Below are 23,322 nucleotides of genomic sequence, written 5' to 3'. Positions count from 1 at the left end.
AATAAGCATCCCATGATGAAACACCACGCGAACGGTTGCGAGTATTGTGGCTACCGCACCCAAGATGACTGCAAAGTCGCGACAAAAAGTTTGTGTCTAAGATGCTGTTTAGAAAGGGACGCCTTTGATGGAGCTGACTGACGAAATCCGAATCTCGGCATCACGGGATGTAGTCTACAAGGCGTTGAATAACCCGGATGTGCTACGCGAGTGCATTCCAGGTTGTGAGGAGCTGACGCAATCCGCGCCAAATGAGCTTGAGGCTAAAATTGTTTTGAAGATCGGTCCGGTCAAGGCGCGTTTCTCAGGTGCGGTCACGCTGGACACCTCAAACGCGCCTGACGGGTTTTCATTGTCTGGCGAAGGCCAAGGCGGTGCCGCCGGTTTCGCTAAAGGTGGCGCCGATGTCATGCTGAGCGACGAGGGGGAGGAAACGGTTCTGACCTATACGGCAAAGGTGAATGTCGGCGGAAAAATCGCCCAGCTGGGAAGCCGCCTGATTGCGGGGACATCCAAAAAGCTGTCCGGCAAGTTTTTCACCAAATTCGGAGAGATAGTGTCGGAGCAATCGGCGATGTGATTTATCAGTTTAATGGAATGCGGCCCGAACGCCGCATTCCGCATCCTGTAGGATCGACTTTGGTTCATCAATCCAGCGCCATTCCTTCGGGCCAGTATAGGGTCGTGTTCAGTTCAGTTTGCCCGGTTTGTCCCGGAGCCAGTTCGACATTCCAAGCCAGAATGCCGCGCCTGTTCTCTACGTTCTCTTCACATGGGCGCGGACTGGCTGTCCACGAGATTTCCGGATCGTCCTGTTCGGAATACGGAACCAGATCGATGACGCACAGGGGCCATGAGCGATGAGTCCGGTTCTCGGCCCGGATCACCGCGCGTTCGACATTCTGGTCGGACCGCGTAATCAGGCCGGTATCGCCGGTGCTGCAATCCAGTATGTCGCGTTCTACGGTCAAGCCGTAAAGCGGGTCGAACCCCATCTCGACTTGTTCCGAAGGTCCGATTTCCTCGGTGCCGCTTGCGGCAACCAGAAAGTCATCGACAAACCATTTTGCCGGTTCAGAGCCTATCAGGTTCTGATCTCGGGGATTGGTGAATCGGGCTGTTCTAAATGCTGTGGAAACGTGCCTGGCGTCGCTTAAGCAAATATCTCTGCCGATTGGGTCACGTGACCGATCGAAAATTCGGCAAAGGCAAGCCCGGTGGAAATCGAGACCGTATGAGGCAGCGTGTAGGTCACGCCGGTTCCTTCGACCGAAGAACTACGCGTTAGGAAAGATTGCGTTTCTTCCACGACAATGGGAGCTTCGATGACCGGTTCCGCACGCGGCTCGACGATGGGCTGGCACCTTGCGAACAAGGGCCATGCGCCGTTCTGGCCCGCAGGCTGCAGGGTCGGCAGATGCAGAGTTATGTCGGTCCAGTTTTAACCTGTCTGTTGGGTGATCAGCGCGGTTCGTTCTATCCGCACCTCTGGCGCGTCACCCGTTTTCAGGTGAAATTCAAAACTAGGTTGCCACTCGATGCCGTAACTAACCAGATAGGATAGCGTCAATTCGCCTTCGACAGGCGTATCCGCGACAACATCCACTGCTAGGAACATCCGATCTTCGGTCTCGGGCGCCAGCGCATTCAGGTCGGTGCCGGTGGCGTCGAGTTGTTTTTGCAGATTCTCTAACTGATCCTCGGCGTCCCACGCCTCAATTTCGGCGTGTGCTGTTTGTTCGGCCTGCAGGGGTTCATCACCAATCGTACGGGCCATGTTGCGCAGGTCATCGGCCTGAGCACCGGCAAGCTCTTCATTCCCGCCCAGATTCCCCAGAAACGCCAGGGTTTTCCGGGCCGTCCGTCCTTTCAACTGGGCAGCATTCGCCGCAACCTGAACCGCGTTGATATGCGCGTTGATCTCATTCCGGCGCTTCGTGCTGTGACTGGTAATCCTGCAATTGCACATTTTCAAACCGGCGCAAGAGCGCGGTCTGGCGCACGCCGTCCGCACTTACCTGAATCATAGCCGATTGCGTTCCCGGTCCGAGGCGGGGAGACCCAGCAGCACAAGCCGGTGCTGCCCGGCAGGAGTGTTGAAGAGTCCGGTGCGGATCACTTCGGCGCTTCGGCTTTAGACCGTCACCTCGGTGACTTTGGTACCGATTGTAAACGTTTCGGCACTGGCGAAGTTGGGCACAAGGGCCAGCGCGTAGATCACGCGTTTGCTAATAGCTCGCGATGTAATTGTCAGTCTTTCCCGCGAAGGTTGCAGTGGGAACCGGCAATCACAAGCTCAACGAAAAAGGGCCACCCGGAAAGAGTGGCCCTGTAAGTTTATTGCACGTTTGTGGATCAGCCCTTCTTCAGAACCTCACGGCCCAGCAGTTCCGCAATCTGTACCGCGTTCAGGGCTGCACCTTTGCGCAGGTTGTCTGAGACGCACCACAGGTTCAGACCGTTCTCGATGGTCGAATCCTGACGGATGCGGCTGATGAAGGTGGCAAAATCGCCCGCGCATTCGATGGGCGAGACGTAGCCACCCTCTTCGCGCTTGTCGATCACCATGATGCCCGGTGCCTCGCGCAGGATGTCGCGGGCCTCGTCTTCGTCGAGGAACTCTTCGAACTCGATATTCACGGCCTCGGAATGGCCGACGAACACCGGAACGCGCACGCAGGTGGCTGTGACCTTGATCGACGGATCGACGATCTTTTTGGTCTCGACAACCATCTTCCACTCTTCTTTGGTCGAGCCGTCTTCCATGAAGACGTCGATCTGCGGAATGACGTTGAAGGCGATCTGTTTCTGGAATTTCTTCGGCTCAACATCCGTGGTGGGGTTGTAGATCGCTTTGGTCTGATCCCAAAGCTCGTCCATACCCTCTTTACCGGCACCCGAAACCGACTGGTAGGTCGAGACAACTACGCGCTTGATCTTGGCGCGGTCATGCAACGGCTTCAGCGCGACAACCATCTGCGCGGTCGAGCAGTTGGGGTTGGCGATGATGTTCTTGTTCTTATAGTCGTGGATCGCCTGCGGGTTACATTCAGGCACGATCAGCGGAATGTCCGGGTCATAGCGATAAAGCGACGAGTTATCGATCACCACGCAGCCAGCCGCCGCTGCCTTGGGGGCGTAAACTTTGGTGGCCTCGGACCCCACGGCAAACAGCGCCATGTCCCAACCGGTGAAATCGAAGGTGTCCAGGTCTTTGGTCGTGAGCGTCTTGTCGCCAAATGTCACCTCGGTACCCAGCGAACGACGGCTTGCCAGAGCGGCAAGTTCATCGACGGGGAACTGGCGTTCCGCCAGGATGTTCAGCATTTCGCGGCCCACGTTACCTGTGGCGCCGACGACGACGACGCGATAGCCCATTTCATGTCTCCAATGTTAAGGACGCGCGTTCATAGCTGCGTTGCGGCAAAGAAAAAAGGCCTATTGCGCAGGTTTTCGGCCTGTCACACCGATTTGAGGCAAATGGGCGCGGTCAGGTGGCATCCAGCAGCGAACGATAGACCCGGACAATCGCCTGCGCCTCACCTTCGATTCGAAAATTGTGTTCGATATGCGCGCGCGCGGCGCGGCTTTCGTCAGCCAGTTTTTCGGGGTCGGACAACATGTCGGACAAGGCGACGGCCAGCGCATCTGCATTGTCTTTCTCTACCAATCGGCCGGTGACGCCATCTTCGATCTGCGCACTGAAGGCCCCGACACCGTGGCAGGCGATCGCCGGAACGCCCGACGCCATCGCCTCCAGCGGGGTCAGGCCAAAGCCCTCGTGGCGGGCCGGGGCCACGAACAGGTCCAGTGCGCGGTAGGTCTGGACAATCTCGTCCCAAGGACGTTCGCCCAAAAAACGCACTCGGTCGGTCAGTCCAGCAGCAGCAAGTTTTGCTTCCTGCTCCTGCTGAAAACTTTCGAATTCCTTTGTGGCGCGGCCCGTAAACACGATCTGTGCGTCGGGGTAGGACGGCAGGACGCGGATAGCGGCGTCCACCAGCAGATCGACCCCCTTTTGGGGGCGGATGCGGCCAAAACAGCCGATCAGCGTACCGCCGGGCAGCCCCAGTCTGGCGCGCAGAGCGCCCTTGTCATCTTCGGGGTGGAACAGATCGGTATTTACCCCGTGCATGATGACGGTTGAGGGATGCTCCAGAAACGAGGCCGCTTGCGGAGTCGTCGCAATCAAGGCGTCCATCTTCGAGATCAGCCATTTGGTAAACCCCGAGTGATCTCGCTGCGCCGCCGAGGTGAAGAGCAGCGTGAAATTGCAGCGAAAGATCGATCTCAGCATGAGCCCCATCAGCATCTCGGTGTTGCGGCGCGCGTGCCAGACACGCCGGATCCGTCGCGACAAGAACGGTACTTTCCAGAGTCTGATGTGGGGGATCTCGGCCGGCAACCCGGGTCCGGTTGCGCGAATGCCAATCATCTTGTCCTGTATCGGAAGCAGACGGACCACGGTTGTGGTTACACCGGAAAGGCTGTGTTTTAGATTGGGCGCGATGACCTCGATTTCCCGCACTGTTGTCTCCGATACCGCCAGTCCATGCTCTATCGGCTGATTAGATGGATCGTACAGCCAAAGGCAAGGGTGACGGCAAAGAATCGAATCCCCGCTTGCCCGCCCACACCCGTTTTGCGGACCGTAACAACTGGTGTTCACCACCCCGCCGGAGCGACCTGTGTGTTGCGTTCCGTCGCGTAAGCGCGTGAAATGGATCAGGCAAGGGACATCGTCCATTTCCGAGCTATGTCTGATGGCATGGTTCAAAAAGTGCATTGAGGGCAGGATGAACGCCGCTGACGCTTCGTTTTATGAGACGGTTCCGGTTTCCGTCGATTTCCTGAGTTTGAGTGAGCCGGACCGGTTCACGGCTTTGCCGGACAGTTGGCTGGTTGGCGTTGCGGATATCGTCGATTCGACCGGCGAGATTGCGCGCGGACGTTACAAGACCGTGAACATGGTCGGTGCCGCGGTGATCTCGGGCATGATCAACACCCTGAAAGGGCGCAGTTTCCCCTATGTGTTCGGCGGCGACGGCGCCGCGTTTGCCATCCCTGCACAGGACGAAGCGGCGGCGCGGCTAACGCTGTCCACCCTGCGTAGCTGGTCCAAAGCCGAGTTTGACATGCCGCTGCGCGCAGCCATCGTACCTGTGCGCGACATACGGCAGGCCGGGCGGGATCTTCGCGTAGCGCGACACGCGCCCTCGACCGGGGTTGACTATGCGATGTTCGGCGGCGGCGGGCTAGCCTGGGCCGAGGCGCAGATGAAGGCGGGATTGTACGAGGTGCCCCCGGCAGAGCCAGACGCATTGCCGGATCTAACCGGGCTGTCATGTCGTTGGTCGAACAGCACCGCCCGCCACGGTCAAATCGTTTCTTTGGTGATCCAGCCAACATCAGAGTCTGACGAAGCCGATTTTTCAGAAATTTCCCGGTCTGTTCTGTCCACGATCGAGGGGCTGGATCGGGCGGGTCATCCGGTGCCGGAAAACGGCCCGCCAATGAAGTGGCCTCCGCCGGGCGTCGATCTGGACGCTCATGTCTCGCGTGCTGGGCGTAACCTTTTTCTGCACAAGCTGCGTCTGCTTGGCGAGAATTTTTTGATCGGGGTGTTGTTCAAGACCGGATTGCGTCTGGGCAATTTCGAGCCCCTGCATTACCAGCGCATGGTCAGCCAGAACTCGGACTTTCGGAAATTCGATGACGGGCTGAAGATGACGCTGGACTGTGACGACGACACGCTTGGACGCCTCACGCGATTGCTGGATGCAGCGCGCGACACCGGCAAAATCCGATACGGTCTGTTTGTTCAGCAACAGGCGATGATGACCTGTTTCGTCCCTTCTGCAATGCGGGACGATCACGTGCATTTTGTCGATGGTGCGACGGGCGGCTACGCCCAGGCCGCTTTGGCGATGCGGTCTTAAAAACGTATATTTTGCCGAACGTTGCGAAAATTCGGGATTTGCGCGAAGATTAAGCATGACAGACGACTTGCCATTGATGTCACGATCCCTGCCAATCGCGTTGTTGCGGGCGCGGGAAAAGGTCATGGGCCCAATCCGCTCGATTCTGGCTGATGCGGGCGTGACCGAACAGCAATGGCGCGTGCTGCGTGTTCTGAAAGAAGAAGGGCCGCAGGAGCCGACCCAGATTGCCGAGCGCGCCTGTCTGTTGCTGCCCAGTCTGACGCGTATCCTGCGAAATCTCGAGGATAAGGGCCTGATTGTCAGACGCATCGCGCCCAAGGACCGTCGGCGCCAGATCGTTGAGATCAGCGAAGGGGGCTTGCAGATCATCCGCGCGAATATCGCACGTAGCGTCGGCCAGGCCGAGCGTATCCGCACCAAGCTGGGACCCGAGCGGCACGATTTGTTGTTGGATATACTGGGCGAACTACACGAGTTGGATAGTTGAATCGACGCTTGAACTGGTCACTGGATGAACGGCTACTTTGAAATCATTGCCTGCTGGACCAAAGCATTCTCTTGTTCGCAGTTGGGTAGGGCTTGATGACAGATCATACGCCTCCGGAAGCGCCAGCAACTCAGAAGGATGTCACCGAGCCCCCAGAACTGTCGGCGCGCTTGGGTCAGCGCGTGCGCGCCGCGCGGCAGAACCGTGGCATTTCGCGCCGGGTTCTATCCGAAGAATCTGGTGTCTCACCCCGGTATCTGGCGCAGCTGGAGGCCGGCGAGGGCAATATCTCGGTTGGATTGCTTCAGCGTGTGGCACAGGCGCTGGGCCACAAGATCGAAGCCCTGATTGCCGAAGATGCGCCATTGGATTCCGAAGCCTTGAACGTGGCCAGATTATTTCAGCAGGCGGATGCTGACCTGCGTACCGAGGTGTTGCGTTTGCTACGTCCACAGCCCGTGGATCCAAGCCGCGCTGACCGGGTTTGCCTGGTTGGACTGCGCGGGGCCGGGAAGTCGACGCTGGGTGCGATGGCGGCCCGGGCGCTGGGCGTGCCCTTTGTCGAACTCACCCGGGTGATCGAAGATATGGCCGGAATGCCCTTGCCCGACATCATGGCGTTTTATGGTCAGGACGGATATCGCAAGCTTGAAGCGCAGGCCCTTGACCGCGTGATCGATGGGCATGACAGGCTGGTTCTTGCTGTGGCAGGTGGCATCGTTGCGGAACCCGGCACCTATTCGACGCTGCTGGGCCGGTTTCACACCATCTGGCTGCGTGCTACCCCGCAAGAACATATGGACCGCGTCCGCGCACAAGGGGATGAGCGCCCGATGAAAGACAATCCGGCGGCGATGGACCAGTTAAAGTCGATCCTTGCCAGCCGCGAGGCGCAATATGCGCAGGCTTCGGTGCGGTTGGATACGTCCAGACGTCGGGTCGAGGACTCTTTGAAAGACGTCCTGCGCGTGATCCGCGAAAGCAATTTTCTGGACTAAAAACAGAGTCTATTTAGCGGATTTTAGCCAGCCGTCTTCAAACACGACTTGGTCAAGTTCGGCGAACCGCCGGACACGATCCAGTTCGGCCTCAAGCCGCCGCGTTCGGGCGTCAGACCAGCGCACGGTCCGCTCGGGCCAGACGGCCCTGACCCGCAGCGTGCCTTGGTCGCGATGCGCCTTCGCGTCGATCCGACCGATCAAACGGTCGCTCTCGAGCATCGGAAAAACATAATAGCCATATGTCCGTTTTGGCGCAGGCACAAAAACCTCGATGCGGTAGTGAAAACCAAACAGCCGCTCGGCCCGGTTACGGTCGCGCAGCATGGGATCAAACGGGCTGAGCAGCCTGATCCGCCCCGACGGTGCGGGCAGGGAGTTTGCCGCATCCAAAGCACCAGGCCGCGCCAGCACTTTGCGGCTGCGACCATCGGCGCAGGTCATCTCAATTTCATCCACATCGCCCCTTGTCAGAGCCTGTTCGCACCAGAGCTTTGCCTCGGCTGGCGTGACCGTATCCCAAAAGGCGGCCAGTTCACCCGAGGTGGCAAACCCCAACCTATCCAGCGCGGCGTTGCACAGCCAATCCACGGTGGCCGCCGTGTCGCAGTCGCGATTGCCGGGGCAGAGATGCGTCTCGATCACCCGCTCGGTCAGATCATAGCGCTTCTGAAACCCCTCGCGCCCGATCACGGTCAATGCGCCCGACCGCCAGAGGTATTCGAGAGCGGTCTTGGACGGATGCCAGTCCCACCACCCACCGGATCCCTTTTTCTCATCCTTGCCAACATCGGACGAGCTGACGGGTCCGTGGTCGCGGATATGGCGCAACACGTCCTCGAACCGCTGTTCATATCCGTCGCGGCGCCAGTTCTTCCATCGCGCCTTCAGCAGTTCCGTATCGCGCAGAAACCGCAGATGCCAATGAGTGTAGAACTCCATGGGGATCATCGCCGCATCATGAGTCCAATGCTCGAACAGGGCCCGGTCGGCTTCGTAAAGGCGTTTGAGGTTGCGGGCGCGATAGCTGGGCCTGCGCGCAAACAGGATCATGTCATGCGCACGGGCGACGGTGTTGATACTGTCCAGTTGTACAAAGCCCAGCCGCCGGATCAGCGTCAGCAGGTCGCCTCCTTTGGCGTTCCCTGTCGGTTGTTCCAGCAGGGCGTGGCGGTCCATGAAAAGAGCCCGCGCAGCCTTGTTGTCCAGTTGCGGCAGGGTCAAAGCGCTCAGCGCCGTTTGAGCGTGTCGCCAAAGCTGATCTTGGGGGTCAACGTCACGCGCGTTTCCACTTCGGCTTCGGGGTCGTTCAGTTGTGCCGAAATGATCTCGGCTGCCTGACGCCCGATCTCCAGCCGGCACGCATCCATCGTCGCCAGCTTACGTGGCAGCCCTTGCAACAATTCGACGTTGTTGAAACCTGCCAAACCGATCTGCCCGGGAATGTCGATGCCCTGTTCCAGCAGGTACAACAGCCCACCCGCGCCGATCATGTCATTGGAATAATACAGGAAATCCAAATCCGGCGAACGTTCCAGCATCGCCTGCGTCATCTCGCGCCCCTTGGCCAGGGCCGAGCCGCCGGAATAGAATTCCCGATCCTCGATCTCAATCCCGTGCTTGCCCAGCACTTCGGTAAAGCCCTCGAACCGCTTCCGCGCCCGGTGATCCAAGGGCATCTTGGTGCCCATGAACCCGATATGTTCATACCCTGCTTTCAGGATTGCCTGCGCCATCTCTCGACCTGCGCGGCGGTGCGAGATGCCGACCATCGCGTCGACCGGCTTGCCGTCGGTATCCATGATCTCGACCACCGGAATACCTGCGGAATCAAGCATCGCCCGGGCCGCCTCGGTATGCTCAAGCCCGGCAATAATCACGCCCGATGGCCGCCACGAGAGCATCTCGTACAGAACCTTTTCCTCTTTTTCGGGCAGATAATCGGTGACGCCAACAACCGGCTGCAGCTCGGTATCTTCCAACACCTGATTGATGCCGGTCAGCACCTCGGGAAAGACCATATTTGACAGGGACGGGATGATCACTGCGACCAGATTGACCCGGCTCGAGGCCAGCGCGCCCGCGATTTTGTTGGGTACATATCCAAGCTCTTTCGCGGCGGCCAGAACCCGGGTGCGGGTGGCGTCCGACACATCGCCGCGATTGCGCAGGACCCGGCTGACCGTCATTTCCGACACTCCGGACGCTTCCGAGACATCACGAAGGGTAAGCGGGCGTTTGGTTTCAGTTGTCACGGGAAGGCACCTGCAAAGTTGTTTTGTCCGATGGTAGCGTAAACAGAACGCAATTTACAACTGTTGACCAAAGCCGATGACAACCCCGGGAAACCAAGTTACACAGAGCACCGCGCGGCCCCGTGGCTCAACTGGATAGAGCAGCCCCCTCCTAAGGGGCAGGTTGCAGGTTCGAATCCTGCCGGGGTCGCCAGAAAAGTACCCAATCGCCCAAGTTCGCCGAACTTCATTCTTCGTGCAATCCAGCGCAAGACGCAGAATTCTGTGGATGCAAAGATCGCGAATTGGGACGCGTTGCACGAGATCCGTTGCCAAAGCCTGCCGTCCCAAAAAGCTGTCAAAGGACGCTGCTAAGGCTATGCTCTCGAAGTCCGGACACCCGTTCACGGGGATCAGAACAAGTTTTTTCTCTTTCTAGGTGATTGTGTGCTATGGTCGCCGATATAGTTTATTGATTTTTCATTTTGGAGGAATTTGGTCCTTTGTCCGACACTCTGCAAAGGCGTTTCCGACTCCGCCCTCTGGAAGCAGCGGATCTTGAAACCGTGGCGATCTGGTTTCAGGACGTTCAGGATCTGGCCTTGTTTGACCGGGCCTTGCGGGTTCCCCTGAACCGGGCGCAAACCGATGAGATATGGAAAGATGCGGTTGGAGGCGATCAGAACTCGGGCAAGTGCTGGTTCATGATCGAAACCGAGGAAGCGCAGCCGATGGGCTTGGCCGGGCTCGAGGCGATATCGAACACCAATCGCGATGCGGTCATCCCCCTGTTTGTGGACAAGTCCGTTCGCAGATCCGGCGTTGGAATACGCGCGGCCGCGTTGACGCTGGACTTTGCGTTCCGGCAATTGGGGCTGCACCGGATTACTTCGTACTACCGCGAGGACAACCAAAGCACCCGCGATCTTGTCAGCCAGCTGGGCTGCCAGGTTGAGGGCAAGATGCGGCAGGCCTGGTTTGCGGATGACGCTTATCACGACATGGTTGTTGTTGGGCTGCTGCGGCAGGAATGGATGGCGCGGCGTGCGGAACTGGCCAAGGAATTGTCTCCGGACACCACGGTGTATTTTGGCGACGTGAGCAGCACCAGTTGGTGCTGGCCACCCCGGAGAACCTGACTTGACCAGCCCCTGCAGAATTGTCAGGCATTTGCATGACCCGAATTTGTTATATGTTTGCTGTCAGAATCGACGACGGCCTTTAGGCGAGTATCCGCAGTGAATCGTGCACCATCAACAACTCCGATCCGGCAAAAGCTTGGTGCCGTCGTGTTTGCGGATGTTGTCGGCTATTCGCGACTGATGAGCGAGAACGAAATTGATACGTATAACGCGTTGAAATCTCTGCTGTCTCATCTGGAACAGATTTGCCCCAATTATCAGGGAAATGTTGTCGAGGTCCGGGGTGACGGGATTCTGGCTCTGTTCGAAACCGCCACCAGTGCGGTCGAGTTCAGCATCGAGCTGCATCGGATTGCCGGTCAGCACAATCAGGACCGCGCCACGCATGAGCAGATCAAGTTCCGGGCTGGCGTCCATATGGGTGAGGTGTTGCTGGACGAGCGCGGTGTGCATGGAGACAATGTCAACATCGCGGCCCGTCTTCAAGAAATTGCAGAGCCCGAGCGGGTCTATGTCAGTTCGGCCGTATACGAACAGATTCGCAACCGCTTGCGGTATGGCTATGAGTATCTTGGACCAAAGCAGCTGAAGAACATTTTGTCTCCGGTCGCGACCTATTGTGTCCGCAGCGAGGTTGAGGGCGCGACAATGGCGGCAACGCTGCGCCCCGATATGCAGATCGAGGTGCTGGAGCGCCCCGATATCCCTTCGGTCGCGGTGCTGCCTTTTGCAAGTCAGGGCAACAACGAGGATGACGCCTGGGTGGCCGAAGGGCTGACCGACGACATCATCATGAACCTGTCAAAGTTCCGGAACCTGTTCATAATCGCGCGGAACTCGTCGTTCTTTTTCAAGACGCAGTCGATGTCACCGCAAGAGGCGGCGCGGCGTCTGAATGTACGTTACGTCGCGCGCGGCAGCGTCCGCAGATCGGCCAGCCGTATCCGGATCACTGCCGAATTGATCGACGCCAGCACTGAGCGTACCATCTGGGGCGAACGGTTTGATCGCAAGATCGATGACATCTTTGATATTCTGGACGAGGTGACAGAATGTATCGTTGCCGCCACCGCGGTGATGATCGAGTCGCACGAAAAGCAGCGGATGGTGCAGGCGGTCCCTTCAGACTTGCAGGCCTATGGATCGGTCCTGCAAGGGCAGCATCACATCTTCAAATACACACGTCTGGATAACCGCAAGGCGCAGAATTTCTACGAATCTGCGCTCGAGCGCGACGAAGGCTATGCGCGTGCCGCAGCCGCCCTGTCACGCACGCTGAATCTGGATTGGCGCTATTCCTGGACCGAGGACCCCAACAGCGCGCTGGACAAGGCGCTGTCCCTGGCGCAGCGCGCGGTCGAGCTTGATCCGACGGACGCGCGCGGGTTTGGTGAATTGGGCTATGTGCAGCTTTATCGTAAGGAACACGACTCGGCGCTTGAAACCTACAAACGCGCCTTGGCACTGAATCCAAATGATGCGGACATGCATTCGGATTATGCCGATGCGTTGGCCCATTCCGGAGACAACGAAAACGCGATCAAACATTTGCAACAGGCAATGCGCCTGAACCCTTATTTCCCGGATCAGTACCTATGGCACCTTGGCGGCGCCTATTACAACCTCAAACGCTATGACGAGGTCATCGCGTCGGTCAACAAGATGAATAACCCGACCGAGGGCCAGCGCGTGCTGGCTGCCAGCTATGCCCAGCTTGGCGATATGGACATGGCGCGCCAGATCGCGGACAGGCACCGGATCGTACACCCGAACTTCTCGCTAACGCGTTGGGCCAAGGTACAGCCCGACCGCCTGACGGATGACACCCAGCACTTTGTCGAGGGTCTGAAGAAGGCCGGGTTCTAAAAAAGGGCGCTCGAAAAAAGCGCCCTTCGCCATTCCTTTTCTGGTAGGTTCAGTCGCCGCGCGCCTTGGCGCCACTCACCTTCGCGCCGCTGACTTTTGCACCACTGACCTTGGCACCGCTGACCTTTGCGCCACTCACTTTGGCACCGCTGACCTTGGCACCGCTGATGGCCGGACTGTCGAAACCGAAATACAGGTCCAGCAGCACCTGTTCGAACTGCCCGGACATCACGTCCATGCGGATCGTGTAGTCGGCCTTGTCATAGTCCCAAACGCGGATGTCGTCGGCCATCTGGTAATCCGCAGCGGCAACGCCCCCCAGCGACGGGTTGTTCGGGGCCCGAGACGCCAGATTGCCCGGATTGTTCATGTCGGTGGCGCTTTCGCCCTCGCCATGGACCAGGAAAATCGACGGCTCTGGCAGGTCGTAATAGGTACCTTCATAAGAGAACCCGTAAATCCGGGCGAACCGTGCGCCCTTGCCCAACTGGTCGCCCAGGAAATTGTTCGCGCCCTGGCCGCGGCGTCTGGGCACTTTCTTGAACTTTTGGCGCCCTTTGGTGAAGTTGCCGACCTGTTTCCAGAACCCGGCCTGCGATCCTTCCATCACCTTGATCACAGTGCCCCATTCGAACTGGCGCTTGTCGATCCAGTCGTTGCTGTCGTTGCTGGACACCCGATATAGGCCATTCTGGCTCTTGCTGGACTGGTTCTTGATCAGAATCCAATCTCCGGCATAGACCTGCTGGCCGTTCACGCTCAGACCCTTGAGATCGGCGATATTCTCTTCGCTTGCCACCTTGGCCTCGAAAGACGAAATTTGCAGTTCCTGAATAAGACGTCCAAACAACAACACTTCTGAAAAACTGAGCAAGGACTCAGACATATCATTTTCTCCCGACTAAAGGATCGACGACGCCAAGGACCTCATCTCCCCCCTTATTGGCGCGCAGGTTGTGCGTGCCTAATTTCAAAAATCATCATCCCGTGCGCGTAAACTGCCACAAAACACGCAAAAAACAAAGACATTAAGCCCCCGTCAGTCCGGAACCATGGTGCGTACCGAGGACGCGTGGCTTGTCTCATCCGGTTCCTCAAGGCGTGGGCCGGCGGTGGTCAGGCCAATTTTGCGCATGCGGAAATTGCCCTGGATGATCTGCTGAAAAGCCCCGCCGGTAATCTCCTGATCGACGGCCAGAAGCGCGCGCTCGACACCGAAATAGCTCAGCATGTCCGCATCCAGCTTCTCCCACGCATCGGCAAGGTATGAGCCCAGAAAATCCCGCGCTTCCAGCAGCGCAATGCGGAAGCCTTCGGGATTTTCGGCATACCGCTGGTCAAAGATCTGCTGCATCACCTGTTCGTACTCGGGCGAGCCTTCAAGCTGATCGGACAGGTGTTCTTCTTCGGGCGAGATCAGGTCGTGGACCAGCAGACGCTCGTGATAGATATCAACAAGAATGTCGAACATTGCACCGGTCAGGGGTTCCGACAAGGCATGCTCGCTCGACCAGCCGTGAGAGAACTCGGACAGCACCCTGTTGTTTGTGGCGATACGGATTTGCGCGTTCTCGGACAGTTCCGCAAAGCGGCTGAGCCGGTTGAAGGAATAGAGATTGCCGCGCGTATTCTCCAAAAGGTCCTCGACAACCGAGCCAAAGTGAAGTGAGGCCAGAAGGGCCACCAGATCGGCAGCGGATTCATGGAACCCGTAATACTCGCCTGAGGCATCCCCGTCCGACGGCATTCCGATCACGCTGTAGATAATGGCGTGCCCGATCTCATGCGCCACAACGTCGAAATTCAGGCTATAGGGCCGGTATTCATCGCCGTGATCCCAGGTGCCGCCGGTTTCCAGAAACCCCCAGCCGATATGCGCGTTGTCCAGACTGGGCAGAAGAGACAGTTCCAGCCGGTCGAAGTCGCGGGCGAAATGCCAGGGGATCGGGCGGCCGAAATAGCCCTCCCATACATCCATAGTAAAATGGGCCGATCCGAACAGGTGCGCGGCTTCGAATGCAGGATCGTCTGGGGTGATGTGGATGAAATTGCCGAACTCATCGGGTTCGGGCGGCGGCTGAATATAGGCGTCCCATGGTGGCAGATACATCTGCGGGCCATTGGGTCCGGGTACTATCGCGCCATAGGGTGTGGTTTTACCAACCGGGTTCATCGCATACATGCGCGGGCCGGACGGGCCGGGGCCGATACTACCTGGCGGGGCCGAGATTTCGACCATCTCGGGTTGCATGCCGGGTTCAAGGAAGGGGGATTGCGGGTACAGTAGAAACCGGGTTCCGGGTGCCTCGTCGTCTTCGGGGGTCTCGAGCCAGCTCATCCATCTATCCCTTCAGGGTCTCAGTCCGGCGACCCGTTCAAATGGCAATATGCATATTCAGCTTCAATCAGTTCAATAAACCTGTCGCGCCCGTCCAGACCAAGCGCCTTTGCATGGGATTCAAGATCATCGGGCACCGCGCGGTCAAGCCGTGTTTCAAAATACCAGATCAACGCCCGCAAGTGGCGGGCGGGTTCGTCCTGTCGTGATGGTGCCGGTTGTACCGCGGTCCGCTTGTGGCCTGCCCGCTGTTTCAAAGCGGCATATCCGCCTGAATGCCGCAGCTCATCCAATACCAGCGCGTCCAATTGAGTCTGTCGCGCATTGATCGCGGCCTCGGACCGTGCCCGGTCGGACAATAGCGCTTCGTATTGTTGCAGCGTCAGATCATTTTCGTTCAGCCAGCGCATGAGGTCAGCCTGACGCGGCAACCCGGATTTGGCGCGGTGGTCCGACATCTGCCGCATCAGGTCCTCCCGGTCCGGCTGGTACCCGTCATCGCGGGCCAAAAGCCGCAGCGCCGCCTGTTCGCGCAATAGCGCAAAATGTTGCGGGTTCAGCCGTACCTCGTCCAGCACAGCGTGATCTGTGGGCACATCCGTTGGCGGCTCGGAGTCGATGCGGGCGCACAGCTCGCGCCACGCCAGCGTTTGCTCCACCCTTGCGGGATCGGTTGGTGCCTGTGCGCATTGGTTCAGATGCTGCGCCATCAGCGCCAACATCTCGCGTGCATCATTGGCCTTGATATCCACCGTCCCGGTCGCCAACCACTGACCAAACGCGTCCAAACCGGGCACGCGCTTTGCGGCCTCAAGAATGGTACGCCATTCCCGGTCGCGGTAATGCAGCGCCTTAGCCAGCTTCAGCACTTCGACTGCGCTGTCGGGCGGCAACACTCCCTGATCGCGCGCATTGTCTACTGTAGCTCGGATCGAAACCATCGGCGTGCTGAGCGGTTTGAACCCCAATTCCGCCGGGCTGTGCAGAACCGCAACCTCGTCATCATCCTGAATTGCGCCGCTGCGGTAGTCTTCGAATACGCGGCCGACACCGATCATCCCGAAATCCACCAGCTCTGCCGCCCGCAAGGCCCCCATGCTGGCGCTGCCGTAAACGGGGATGCCTTGTTCCAGTGCCCAGAGTATCTCTTTGTGCCAGACCGATGGAACGCCATCAAAAAACCCGTCGATGATACCGATTGCGCGAGGTTTGTCCTGCGCCGCGCGATAGACGTCGCCTTGCTGCACAGGGGGCAGCACAACTGCGTCCAGATGTTCCAATACACTGGTGGCAGACAACGTCGGTCCGGTGAACACGATAGCGGTCATGGGTGCGCACCTGCCTTTTGCGCCCGGGGGCCTGCGACATAGTCTGGATCGTCGTGCGGGGCCTCCAGCCCGGGGATGACCGCACGGACGACGGCGATGTCATATTCGGGCCGGGACAGATCGACGATCACCACCTGCGGCGCTCCGATGACGGCAAGCTGGGTTACGAGGAACGCCTGATCCTCTTCGAAAGAGCTGGTGACATGTGTCGGGCATGACCGAAAATCCTCTGCCGGAGCGGAACCGGATATCAGGTCACTGACATAGTCGCCGCGCCAGGATCGGGCGGCGTCGCTGAATTCGGCGGGGTCCAGATCGTCCCGTGCGCCAGAGATATAGGTCAAGCGCGTCTGCGCGGCCTCAGTCACCGCTCGCAACAGGGCAATATCCCGGTCGGGGTGGCATCCATCTCCGATGCCGATATGGCCTTGGGCGCTGCCCTGTTCGCAGATCACGCAGCGAAAGCAGGCGACCCCGGTATCCGACGTGGTGTTCCAAATACCAAGCTGCAGACCTGCCTCGGCAATCCGGTCCATCGCCTGTCTCGATCTCGGGTCGTCCACCGTTTCCGTATCTATGCGCTGCCCCGGCCCCCGGTGGTGCCAAAGCGTGGTTGCGTCCCGCTCGATCACCTCGCAGATCGCGTGGCAGCTGGCCTCGGCCTTGTTGTTGCCCGATGCCAGCCCGTTGGTGGTGCGGGGAAAGGCGCGACCCGGCCCATCGGGAGGCGTGGTGTAATCCGTATCCACCATCTCATACGGCACCCAGCAAGCGCTGTCAGTCCTCAGATCCAAGCCTTCGACCCACAGCCTGCGGTCATGCGGATCGAAACGACCGCCAATGACCCGAGGCAAACGAGTGGTATCAACGACGTTGGCCGTGGCAGCCAGGTCGACATAGCTGGCCAGCCGTAGCGGCAGGTCGATCCGTTCTGCATGCCAGGACTCGATGGCCTCCATCACGCCCGAAGCGCGCGCGGCGCTGGGTGAGAGGCCTTTTCCCAAAGACACCGCAACCGAACGCGAATTGGGTCGCGTCACCATCACCGTTGGCAATCCGATCCGATCGAGCCCGGTCAGATCGGCAACCCGGGTAATACCCATTTTTCCGAGATAGGGCTGAACTGTTGCCAGCGTCTGCTCGGGGCTTCGCAGCCTGTGGGTATCATGCAGATACGCCTTCTTCGAGGTGTCGGGCATATGTTCAACCTTGCCAAACAATTGATGGGCAACCAAAAACCCCGATCACCGGACCAGAGGCAGTTTCAATACAGTCAAGGATGCTGGATCAGAACAAATGGGTCAACTGCGCAGCCCTTTGCCGGAACATCTGGCATATGAAATGCCTCAAGCACGCGCGCGCGTTGCCTTTTGCTGTCATACCGGCGTCAGCTTTACCAGCCAGGAAACCGCCGCGCTATCGAGCTGCGGAATCTCTTCGGCGCTGCCCCCCGACAATATGCGCATGGCCGCGTCGTTCTGAAGATGCGCAGACAGCAGGTCGATCGTTTTCTTGTCGTGGGCGACATTTTTCACGCCGTCTTTCCGGGCCGCAAGCAGCAGGTCGGCGATGCTGGGATCACGGGCCAGAACCTGCCAAAGGCCGGGGTGTTCCGACATGAGAATGATCCAAAGTACAAGCTGCCTCCACTTGTCCGTCCCGGGCGTGATGGCCTGCAGGACCCGCGCGCTGCCCTGATAGATCGCGACCATGTTTATGATCCGTTTGATGCGCCGTGGATTTTCGGGAAGGCATCGACGGAAATCCATCAGGCGATGGGCCACGTCCTGGCGCACGTCTTCGGAATAAGCGGTGTTCACAACAGCCTCGGTATTGATCGCTCGCGTCAACGACCGCAGGGTTTCAGCATCACCTCCGAACTGGTTACCGGCCTGCTGGATCAATTTTTCAGCTTCGGCGTCGATCTCTTTCGCGCTTCTCCGGTTTGCCAGCTGCTGGCGGGCTTCGGTCACGAACGCGTTCAGCTGTTCGTCACGCGCCGGATCGCTTTGCTGCGGCCCCTTGCGTTCGCCGGTCAGAAGATAGCCAAAATAGGCATCGCGCACGGACTCATCTGCTTCGGGCAAAAGAAACGACAACTGGATGACCTTTTCGGCAAACCGAGCCCCAAACGAGATATCCTCGCTGCGATGCGCGTCCCTCATGTTGTCGTGCACCTGCGCAAAGGACGCCTCGATCCAATGTTTGTCGCCCAGCAGCAGGTAAACCACATAGGGTGACCTGAAGACGGTCAGAAGGCCGCGCATCAATTCGACCACATATTCCGGCTCGCATCGGTCAAGATCATCGATTACCACGACAAGCGGGCGTTGAGCGTGCCGGCTCAACTTGGCGGCTTGGCTGGCGAACCGGCGGCGCAGGCGATCTAGCGGGTCAGAATCGCCCAGTTTTTCAGAATCCACAGCGCTGCCTGCCGTCACGATCACGTTCTGCAATCCGTTGCGCAGCGAGTTGATCAGCGCCAGACCCGAGCCGCCGCCGACCAGGGTTAGAAACAGGGGCCAGAAACCAACCGGGCCGGATTCTGACTTAATAAATAGCGAACTGAACCAGTTCTGGTCGGCAGCCTCTTGTCCGCTGAACGCGTTGGTCAGAATTGCGACCACAAACAAGAGCGCCGCGAATATCAAAAGACCGACAAAGGGCATCCAGACCCCCGGCATCCGCAGGCGCCACCAACTTTCCGAGAGGTGGTTCACGACCCGCTTTGGCCAGGGCAGTGTTTCCAGGTATCCCTTTCGGATGGTCTGATAGAAATCCCACCAAGGGGGTGACACATGCTGGTGCTGCCACGCGTTGAACGGCACTGAAATCCATTTGCGTTCGCGCCAGCGCGGGGGCCAGCGCGACGCAATTTTTTCCGCCACCGCAGCAAAGACCGAAACGTCGCCGCCGGGGTCTTTGCCCAACTGATGCAGATCGATCCCGTATTGCGACGGGTTCAGCATCCGCGTGATGTAATTGGCAAAGGTGGTCTTGCCCCCACCCCACGGGCTGTCGATATGCAGGACAAAGGCGGCCTCGGACGGGACCTTGCCGCTGTCGCCTGCGGCCAGTAGATCGTCCTGAACCGCGTTGATCAGCGAGGCCAGCGAAAAGGCCAGCGGTCCACGATCCAGCAGATCACGGGTCGTCTCGGCCCGGTCCGAGGACAGGGTCACTTCGGTCGGGCGATCCCCGCTTGCGCCGGGATCTTCCGCAACCGAAAAAAGATGCCGGAATATTTCGGCCTCACCCTGTTCGAGCTCTCGCAGCGAAATTTGACCCGGCCAGTTTTTGCCCGTGTTTTCAACAAAACGAAGAACGTTGTCGCGTGAAATGGGTGAGTTCGGAAAACTGTCGCGCAGGCGCAGGGAGATCTGATCGCTCTCAGACGTCGGAAGCGCCTCGATCTGCGCCCATCCCACGACGCCGCCGCGGCTGGAGGGTTTCCCGCTGTATTCTTTGTTGTCCACCGTTCGCCAGATTGCCACCACATCGCCTGGCCTCATGGCGCTTTGCAGCTCGCTCGACGATTTGGGTTTGATATCCCAAGATTCCACCGATCCCGGGCTCATTCGCCCTTCCAGTTGGGTGCTGTCGGTTCGGCGATACTGGCACAGCCAAAGGGGTCGGTCGGTCAAAGCAGTCGACAATTCGCTGTTGTCGTTGCTTAGCGCATGGTCCACGCCACCCCGCCGCAACAACGCCGCCGCATAGTGCACCGGTTGCAATCCGCCAAGCTGCCTGAGCAGATTGTGGAATGAGTCTCCCTGATAGTCCCGGACTTGAACGAAATTCAGCAACTCAAGCACCACTTGCGCCGCATCCGCCGAGCGGCCATCTAGGCCAATCAAACCGACGAGCATGTCCAGATTGTTCGACGCGGTTGCAATCGTGCTGAAATCGGTTCGCGCAAGAAGGGTCGCATCGGGGAGCTCAACGCCATCACGAAAGAAGGTGGCCCTGGTTTCCGTGTAAGCGTCTGCGGCGTGGTTTCGAACAAATGTTGCCAGATTTCGCAGAGGAAGCGGCGGTTCGGTCGAAGGATTCTCCGCCATACCCCATTCGATCGCCGCCAAGAATACCGTCGACGTTGAAACCAGCCCTGTCGATGAGGTCTTTTGAGGTGCCAGCGCATAGGCAAACGCCAACAGGGTCCGGGCGTCGTCTTCGAGCCGGTCACCAAGGCGGTCGCCCAGCCAAACGGTCACCTCGTCGTCGACCCCCAACGCTTCGTTCAGTTCGGATTTTGACTCCGCGGTCACTCTAACGAACCCCCACTTGCGCTGCGCCAGACAGGCGGCACCTTTGTGGATCAACCTAGAGCATAGGATGCACTCAATTCAACAACGGCCAACAGGCCTCATTGCACGCTCCGATGATATTCATGAACCAAGGCGCTGGTAGTGAGCGTCAATTGTCCGAACAAGCAGATGCAAACCCAAACGACTTTAGTTGTTGGACGATTTTGCAAGAATTCAAGCTTATCTTTGACCACGGTCGCGTAACTTCTTTTGGCGAGACGGATCTGGCATGGCGCAAAAGCCAATCCACGCTCAGCAAGTCCTGAGCACTGACGACTGCGCACCCACAGATGGTGTATTTTGATTGGCCTGTTAATCGTTCCTGATGGGCAGCATCTATCTGACTGTTTTTATCTTGAATTTCAATAGGCTGCAAAAAGAAAACCCCCGCCGAGAGCGAGGGTTTGTGATTGCTTCGGAACCCGTGCGTCAGGCGCGTACGAGTTGCTCGTAATCCTCGGCGATTTCGCGGGTCAGGTCGCCGACCTCGAACGTGTAGTCACCGATCTGACCAACCGGAGTGACTTCGGCGGCGGTGCCGGTCAGCCAGCACTGTTCAAACTCGGCCATTTCCTCTGGCTTGATGCGGCGTTCGTGCACGGTGATGCCCTTGTCTTTCAGCATCTGAATGACTGTCTGGCGGGTGATACCGTTCAGGAAGCAATCGGCCAGCGGGGTGTGGACCTCGCCATCCTTGACGAAGAACACGTTGGCGCCCGTGGCTTCGGCCACGTAACCGCGCCAGTCCATGAACAGCGCATCGGAACAGCCTTTGGCTTCGGCCTTGTGCTTGGAAATGGTGCAGATCATGTAAAGGCCCGCCGCCTTGGCATGCACCGGAATGGTGTCCGGGCTGGGGCGTTTCCATTCGGCTATGTCCAGCCTGGCGCCCTGCATCTTGGCATCACCATAATAGGCACCCCAGGGCCAGACCGCGACGGCCATGCGGACCGGGTTCTTGGCCGATGCAACACCCATGTCGTCACCGGACCCGCGCCAAACCAGAGCGCGCACATAGGCGTCCTGCAATCCGCTGGCTTCCAGCGCCTCTTCCTTGGCCTTTTCAATGTCGTCGACCGAGTAGGGCATCGGAATGTCCAGCGCCTCGGCCGAGGCAATCAGACGCTCGGAATGTTCGCGGCTTTTGAAAATCTTGCCGTTATAGGCGCGCTCACCCTCAAAAACCGAGGACGCATAGTGCATTGCATGCGTCAGGATGTGGACGTTGGCGTCGCGCCACGGCACCAGTTTGCCGTCCATCCAAATGACACCGTCACGATCGTCGTACCCCGCCATGCGAACCCTCCTGAACCGGGATGAAGCTTCAGATGTTGCGCAAATCCGTTGGAATTTCACGTAAATGTTGCGCAAAATCCGGGGATCGATACTCCTGCGGCCTTGGAATGTCAACAACGCTGACATAAGCTTGGCCCGCACAAGCAATGAGGCGCGACATGTCCGAAATCCGGCCCGCTCCGGTCTTTGGTGGGGAAAGTCTGCTGTTTCTGACGGATGAGCAGCTACGGCAAGGTATCGAGGCAATGTTCTTTGCCTATCGCGGCTTTACCGCCGATCCCGATCGTATTCTGGCCCAGATGGCCTATGGCCGCGCGCATCACCGGGCAATTCATTTCATCAACCGCGCGCCCGGGACAACCGTCAACAACCTGCTGGCGATCCTTGGGGTCACAAAACAGTCTCTGAATCGTGTATTGCGCACTCTGGTCGAAGATGGCCTGGTTGAAAGCCGTGTGGGCACGTTGGACAAGCGCGAAAGACACCTATTTTTGACGGAACAGGGTAAAGCGCTGGAAACCCGGTTGTCTGACGCTCAGCGAGCGCGGATGCGGGCGGCCTTCAAGGATGCAGGTCCCGAGGCCGTTGCCGGGTTTCGCAAAGTGCTTGAAGCGATGATGGATGCTGATATGCGTCATGCCTATACCAAATTGCGGGATACCACTTCATGAGTGACATGGACGCCCATCTTCTGATTATCGACGATGACGAGCGCATTCGGGATCTGCTCAAGAAATTCCTGATGCGCAGCGGGTTTCTGGTCACTGCGGCCCGTGATGCGGCCCATGCGCGGCGGGTTCTGTCCGGGCTGGATTTCGATCTGATCGTGATGGATGTGATGATGCCCGGCGAGGATGGCGTCAGCCTGACACGCGCGCTGCGTGAAACGCACACCACTCCGATCCTGCTGCTGACGGCAAAGGGTGAAACCGAGCATCGGATTGCCGGGCTTGAGGCCGGGGCGGATGATTATTTAGCCAAGCCGTTCGAGCCCAAGGAATTGCTGTTGCGGATCAATGCCATTCTGCGGCGTATGCCCGAGACCCCGGCGCAGGATGCGGCGGCAAAGATCCTGCATCTGGGCCCGATCCGCTATGACGTCGAGCGGGGCGAGATGTGGCAGGGCGAGGATCCGGTGCGGCTGACCGCCACGGAAAGCCAGTTGATGAAGATTTTTTCAACCCAGCCGGGCGAACCGATCAGCCGGGCCAAGCTGGTCGAAGATCTGGGCCGCGACAAGGGTCAGGCGCAGGAACGCGCGGTGGACGTGCAGATCACTCGGCTACGTCGCAAGATCGAACAGGACCCCAAGCAGCCCCGGTATTTGCAGACCGTGCGCGGGGCCGGTTATATGCTGGCACCGGACTGAGACAGTCGTTGTGCG

The 23,322-nt window shown here is 58.7% G+C and carries 21 protein-coding genes and 1 tRNA gene; 9 read left to right on the top strand and 13 right to left on the bottom strand.

Translation table 11 applies throughout. The annotated features are described in order from the left end of the window. Window positions 1–127: 127 nt before the first annotated feature. Window positions 128–580: an SRPBCC family protein gene (locus ACR0JA_RS21685; protein ID WP_480579577.1), complete on the top strand. Its 453-nt coding sequence runs from the start codon at window positions 128–130 to the stop codon at window positions 578–580. 67 nt (window positions 581–647) lie between these two features. Here the strand turns inward: ACR0JA_RS21685 and ACR0JA_RS21680 are convergent, their stop codons facing one another. From ACR0JA_RS21680 to ACR0JA_RS21660, 5 genes are all read right to left on the bottom strand, one after another. Further along, window positions 648–995, bottom strand: a complete 348-nt coding sequence (locus ACR0JA_RS21680; protein ID WP_480579575.1) for a DUF4139 domain-containing protein — start codon at window positions 993–995, stop codon at window positions 648–650. 158 nt (window positions 996–1,153) lie between these two features. After that, the gene (locus tag ACR0JA_RS21675) at window positions 1,154–1,375 is read right to left on the bottom strand and encodes a hypothetical protein (RefSeq protein ID WP_480579573.1); all 222 of its coding nucleotides are present in this window, start codon (window positions 1,373–1,375) and stop codon (window positions 1,154–1,156) included. A gap of 66 nt (window positions 1,376–1,441) precedes the next feature. Next, a complete protein-coding gene (locus ACR0JA_RS21670) occupies window positions 1,442–1,873 on the bottom strand; it encodes a hypothetical protein (RefSeq protein WP_480579571.1) in 432 nt (143 codons plus the stop codon). A gap of 482 nt (window positions 1,874–2,355) precedes the next feature. Continuing rightward, a complete protein-coding gene (locus ACR0JA_RS21665; RefSeq protein ID WP_480579569.1) occupies window positions 2,356–3,378 on the bottom strand; it encodes an aspartate-semialdehyde dehydrogenase in 1,023 nt (340 codons plus the stop codon). 112 nt (window positions 3,379–3,490) lie between these two features. Next, window positions 3,491–4,528, bottom strand: coding sequence for a glycosyltransferase family 4 protein (locus ACR0JA_RS21660; RefSeq protein ID WP_480579567.1), 1,038 nt, complete (start codon window positions 4,526–4,528; stop codon window positions 3,491–3,493). Between the two features lie 268 nt (window positions 4,529–4,796). Here ACR0JA_RS21660 and ACR0JA_RS21655 point away from each other — a divergent pair, with 268 nt between their 5' ends. From ACR0JA_RS21655 to ACR0JA_RS21645, 3 genes are all read left to right on the top strand, one after another. Further along, complete coding sequence (locus tag ACR0JA_RS21655; RefSeq protein WP_480579565.1) at window positions 4,797–5,939, top strand: DUF3095 domain-containing protein; 1,143 nt, start codon at window positions 4,797–4,799, stop codon at window positions 5,937–5,939. A gap of 55 nt (window positions 5,940–5,994) precedes the next feature. Next, window positions 5,995–6,429 carry a homoprotocatechuate degradation operon regulator HpaR gene (hpaR, locus tag ACR0JA_RS21650; protein WP_480579563.1) on the top strand — a complete coding sequence of 145 codons (435 nt, stop codon included), beginning with the start codon at window positions 5,995–5,997 and terminating at the stop codon, window positions 6,427–6,429. 95 nt (window positions 6,430–6,524) lie between these two features. Beyond that, window positions 6,525–7,427: a helix-turn-helix transcriptional regulator gene (locus ACR0JA_RS21645; protein ID WP_480579561.1), complete on the top strand. Its 903-nt coding sequence runs from the start codon at window positions 6,525–6,527 to the stop codon at window positions 7,425–7,427. 9 nt (window positions 7,428–7,436) lie between these two features. Here the strand turns inward: ACR0JA_RS21645 and ACR0JA_RS21640 are convergent, their stop codons facing one another. Beyond that, a complete protein-coding gene (locus ACR0JA_RS21640) occupies window positions 7,437–8,651 on the bottom strand; it encodes a winged helix-turn-helix domain-containing protein (protein ID WP_480579559.1) in 1,215 nt (404 codons plus the stop codon). Window positions 8,652–8,656: 5 nt separating this feature from the next. Next, window positions 8,657–9,682 (bottom strand): LacI family DNA-binding transcriptional regulator, encoded by a 1,026-nt coding sequence (locus ACR0JA_RS21635; RefSeq protein ID WP_480579557.1) that lies wholly within the window; start codon window positions 9,680–9,682, stop codon window positions 8,657–8,659. Window positions 9,683–9,798: 116 nt separating this feature from the next. Here ACR0JA_RS21635 and ACR0JA_RS21630 point away from each other — a divergent pair. The 3 genes from ACR0JA_RS21630 (at window position 9,799) to ACR0JA_RS21620 (ending at window position 12,669) form a co-directional block, all read left to right on the top strand. Beyond that, window positions 9,799–9,875: transfer RNA gene (locus ACR0JA_RS21630), tRNA-Arg, on the top strand. A 289-nt stretch (window positions 9,876–10,164) separates the two neighbouring features. Next, window positions 10,165–10,800, top strand: a complete 636-nt coding sequence (locus tag ACR0JA_RS21625) for a GNAT family N-acetyltransferase (protein ID WP_480579555.1) — start codon at window positions 10,165–10,167, stop codon at window positions 10,798–10,800. A gap of 99 nt (window positions 10,801–10,899) precedes the next feature. After that, entirely contained in the window at window positions 10,900–12,669 is a 1,770-nt protein-coding gene (locus tag ACR0JA_RS21620) for an adenylate/guanylate cyclase domain-containing protein (protein WP_480579553.1), read from the top strand. 49 nt (window positions 12,670–12,718) lie between these two features. Here ACR0JA_RS21620 and ACR0JA_RS21615 read toward each other — a convergent pair whose 3' ends face one another. The 6 genes from ACR0JA_RS21615 to ACR0JA_RS21590 all read right to left on the bottom strand — a co-directional run bounded on the left by ACR0JA_RS21615 (window position 12,719) and on the right by ACR0JA_RS21590 (window position 21,938). Continuing rightward, window positions 12,719–13,555, bottom strand: a complete 837-nt coding sequence (locus ACR0JA_RS21615; RefSeq protein ID WP_480579551.1) for a hypothetical protein — start codon at window positions 13,553–13,555, stop codon at window positions 12,719–12,721. Between the two features lie 153 nt (window positions 13,556–13,708). Continuing rightward, entirely contained in the window at window positions 13,709–15,007 is a 1,299-nt protein-coding gene (locus ACR0JA_RS21610) for a gluzincin family metallopeptidase (protein WP_480579549.1), read from the bottom strand. A 20-nt stretch (window positions 15,008–15,027) separates the two neighbouring features. Beyond that, the gene (locus ACR0JA_RS21605) at window positions 15,028–16,335 is read right to left on the bottom strand and encodes a TfuA-like protein (protein WP_480579547.1); all 1,308 of its coding nucleotides are present in this window, start codon (window positions 16,333–16,335) and stop codon (window positions 15,028–15,030) included. After that, window positions 16,332–17,534 carry a YcaO-like family protein gene (locus ACR0JA_RS21600; protein ID WP_480579545.1) on the bottom strand — a complete coding sequence of 401 codons (1,203 nt, stop codon included), beginning with the start codon at window positions 17,532–17,534 and terminating at the stop codon, window positions 16,332–16,334. The genes ACR0JA_RS21605 and ACR0JA_RS21600 overlap by 4 nt, the downstream gene beginning before the upstream one ends. 177 nt (window positions 17,535–17,711) lie before the next feature. Beyond that, window positions 17,712–20,603: a KAP family P-loop NTPase fold protein gene (locus ACR0JA_RS21595; RefSeq protein ID WP_480579543.1), complete on the bottom strand. Its 2,892-nt coding sequence runs from the start codon at window positions 20,601–20,603 to the stop codon at window positions 17,712–17,714. A 468-nt stretch (window positions 20,604–21,071) separates the two neighbouring features. Beyond that, window positions 21,072–21,938 carry a branched-chain amino acid aminotransferase gene (locus tag ACR0JA_RS21590; protein WP_480579541.1) on the bottom strand — a complete coding sequence of 289 codons (867 nt, stop codon included), beginning with the start codon at window positions 21,936–21,938 and terminating at the stop codon, window positions 21,072–21,074. A gap of 158 nt (window positions 21,939–22,096) precedes the next feature. Here ACR0JA_RS21590 and ACR0JA_RS21585 point away from each other — a divergent pair, with 158 nt between their 5' ends. Then, on the top strand, window positions 22,097–22,609 hold the full coding sequence (locus ACR0JA_RS21585; RefSeq protein WP_480579539.1) for a MarR family winged helix-turn-helix transcriptional regulator: 513 nt from the start codon (window positions 22,097–22,099) through the stop codon (window positions 22,607–22,609). Beyond that, window positions 22,606–23,307, top strand: a complete 702-nt coding sequence (locus ACR0JA_RS21580) for a response regulator (RefSeq protein WP_480579537.1) — start codon at window positions 22,606–22,608, stop codon at window positions 23,305–23,307. The genes ACR0JA_RS21585 and ACR0JA_RS21580 overlap by 4 nt, the downstream gene beginning before the upstream one ends. Window positions 23,308–23,322: the final 15 nt, after the last annotated feature.

It is taken from the genome of Ruegeria sp. AM4 (assembly GCF_056540665.1).
Note: the sequence above shows the minus strand (reverse complement) of the source record. Positions and strands in the feature narration are given on the sequence as shown.

Bases quoted from the DNA above. Each gene is read 5' to 3' on its own strand.
- ACR0JA_RS21685 (WP_480579577.1), top strand. From the start codon at position 128: ATGGAGCTGACTGACGAAATCCGAATCTCGGCATCACGGGATGTAGTC.
- ACR0JA_RS21600 (WP_480579545.1), bottom strand. From the start codon at position 17,534: ATGCCCGACACCTCGAAGAAGGCGTATCTGCATGATACCCACAGGCTG.
- hpaR (WP_480579563.1), top strand. From the start codon at position 5,995: ATGACAGACGACTTGCCATTGATGTCACGATCCCTGCCAATCGCGTTG.
- ACR0JA_RS21655 (WP_480579565.1), top strand. From the start codon at position 4,797: ATGAACGCCGCTGACGCTTCGTTTTATGAGACGGTTCCGGTTTCCGTC.
- ACR0JA_RS21590 (WP_480579541.1), bottom strand. From the start codon at position 21,938: ATGGCGGGGTACGACGATCGTGACGGTGTCATTTGGATGGACGGCAAA.
- ACR0JA_RS21605 (WP_480579547.1), bottom strand. From the start codon at position 16,335: ATGACCGCTATCGTGTTCACCGGACCGACGTTGTCTGCCACCAGTGTA.
- ACR0JA_RS21645 (WP_480579561.1), top strand. From the start codon at position 6,525: ATGACAGATCATACGCCTCCGGAAGCGCCAGCAACTCAGAAGGATGTC.
- ACR0JA_RS21610 (WP_480579549.1), bottom strand. From the start codon at position 15,007: ATGAGCTGGCTCGAGACCCCCGAAGACGACGAGGCACCCGGAACCCGG.
- ACR0JA_RS21615 (WP_480579551.1), bottom strand. From the start codon at position 13,555: ATGTCTGAGTCCTTGCTCAGTTTTTCAGAAGTGTTGTTGTTTGGACGT.
- ACR0JA_RS21665 (WP_480579569.1), bottom strand. From the start codon at position 3,378: ATGGGCTATCGCGTCGTCGTCGTCGGCGCCACAGGTAACGTGGGCCGC.
- ACR0JA_RS21680 (WP_480579575.1), bottom strand. From the start codon at position 995: ATGGGGTTCGACCCGCTTTACGGCTTGACCGTAGAACGCGACATACTG.
- ACR0JA_RS21585 (WP_480579539.1), top strand. From the start codon at position 22,097: ATGTCCGAAATCCGGCCCGCTCCGGTCTTTGGTGGGGAAAGTCTGCTG.
- ACR0JA_RS21580 (WP_480579537.1), top strand. From the start codon at position 22,606: ATGAGTGACATGGACGCCCATCTTCTGATTATCGACGATGACGAGCGC.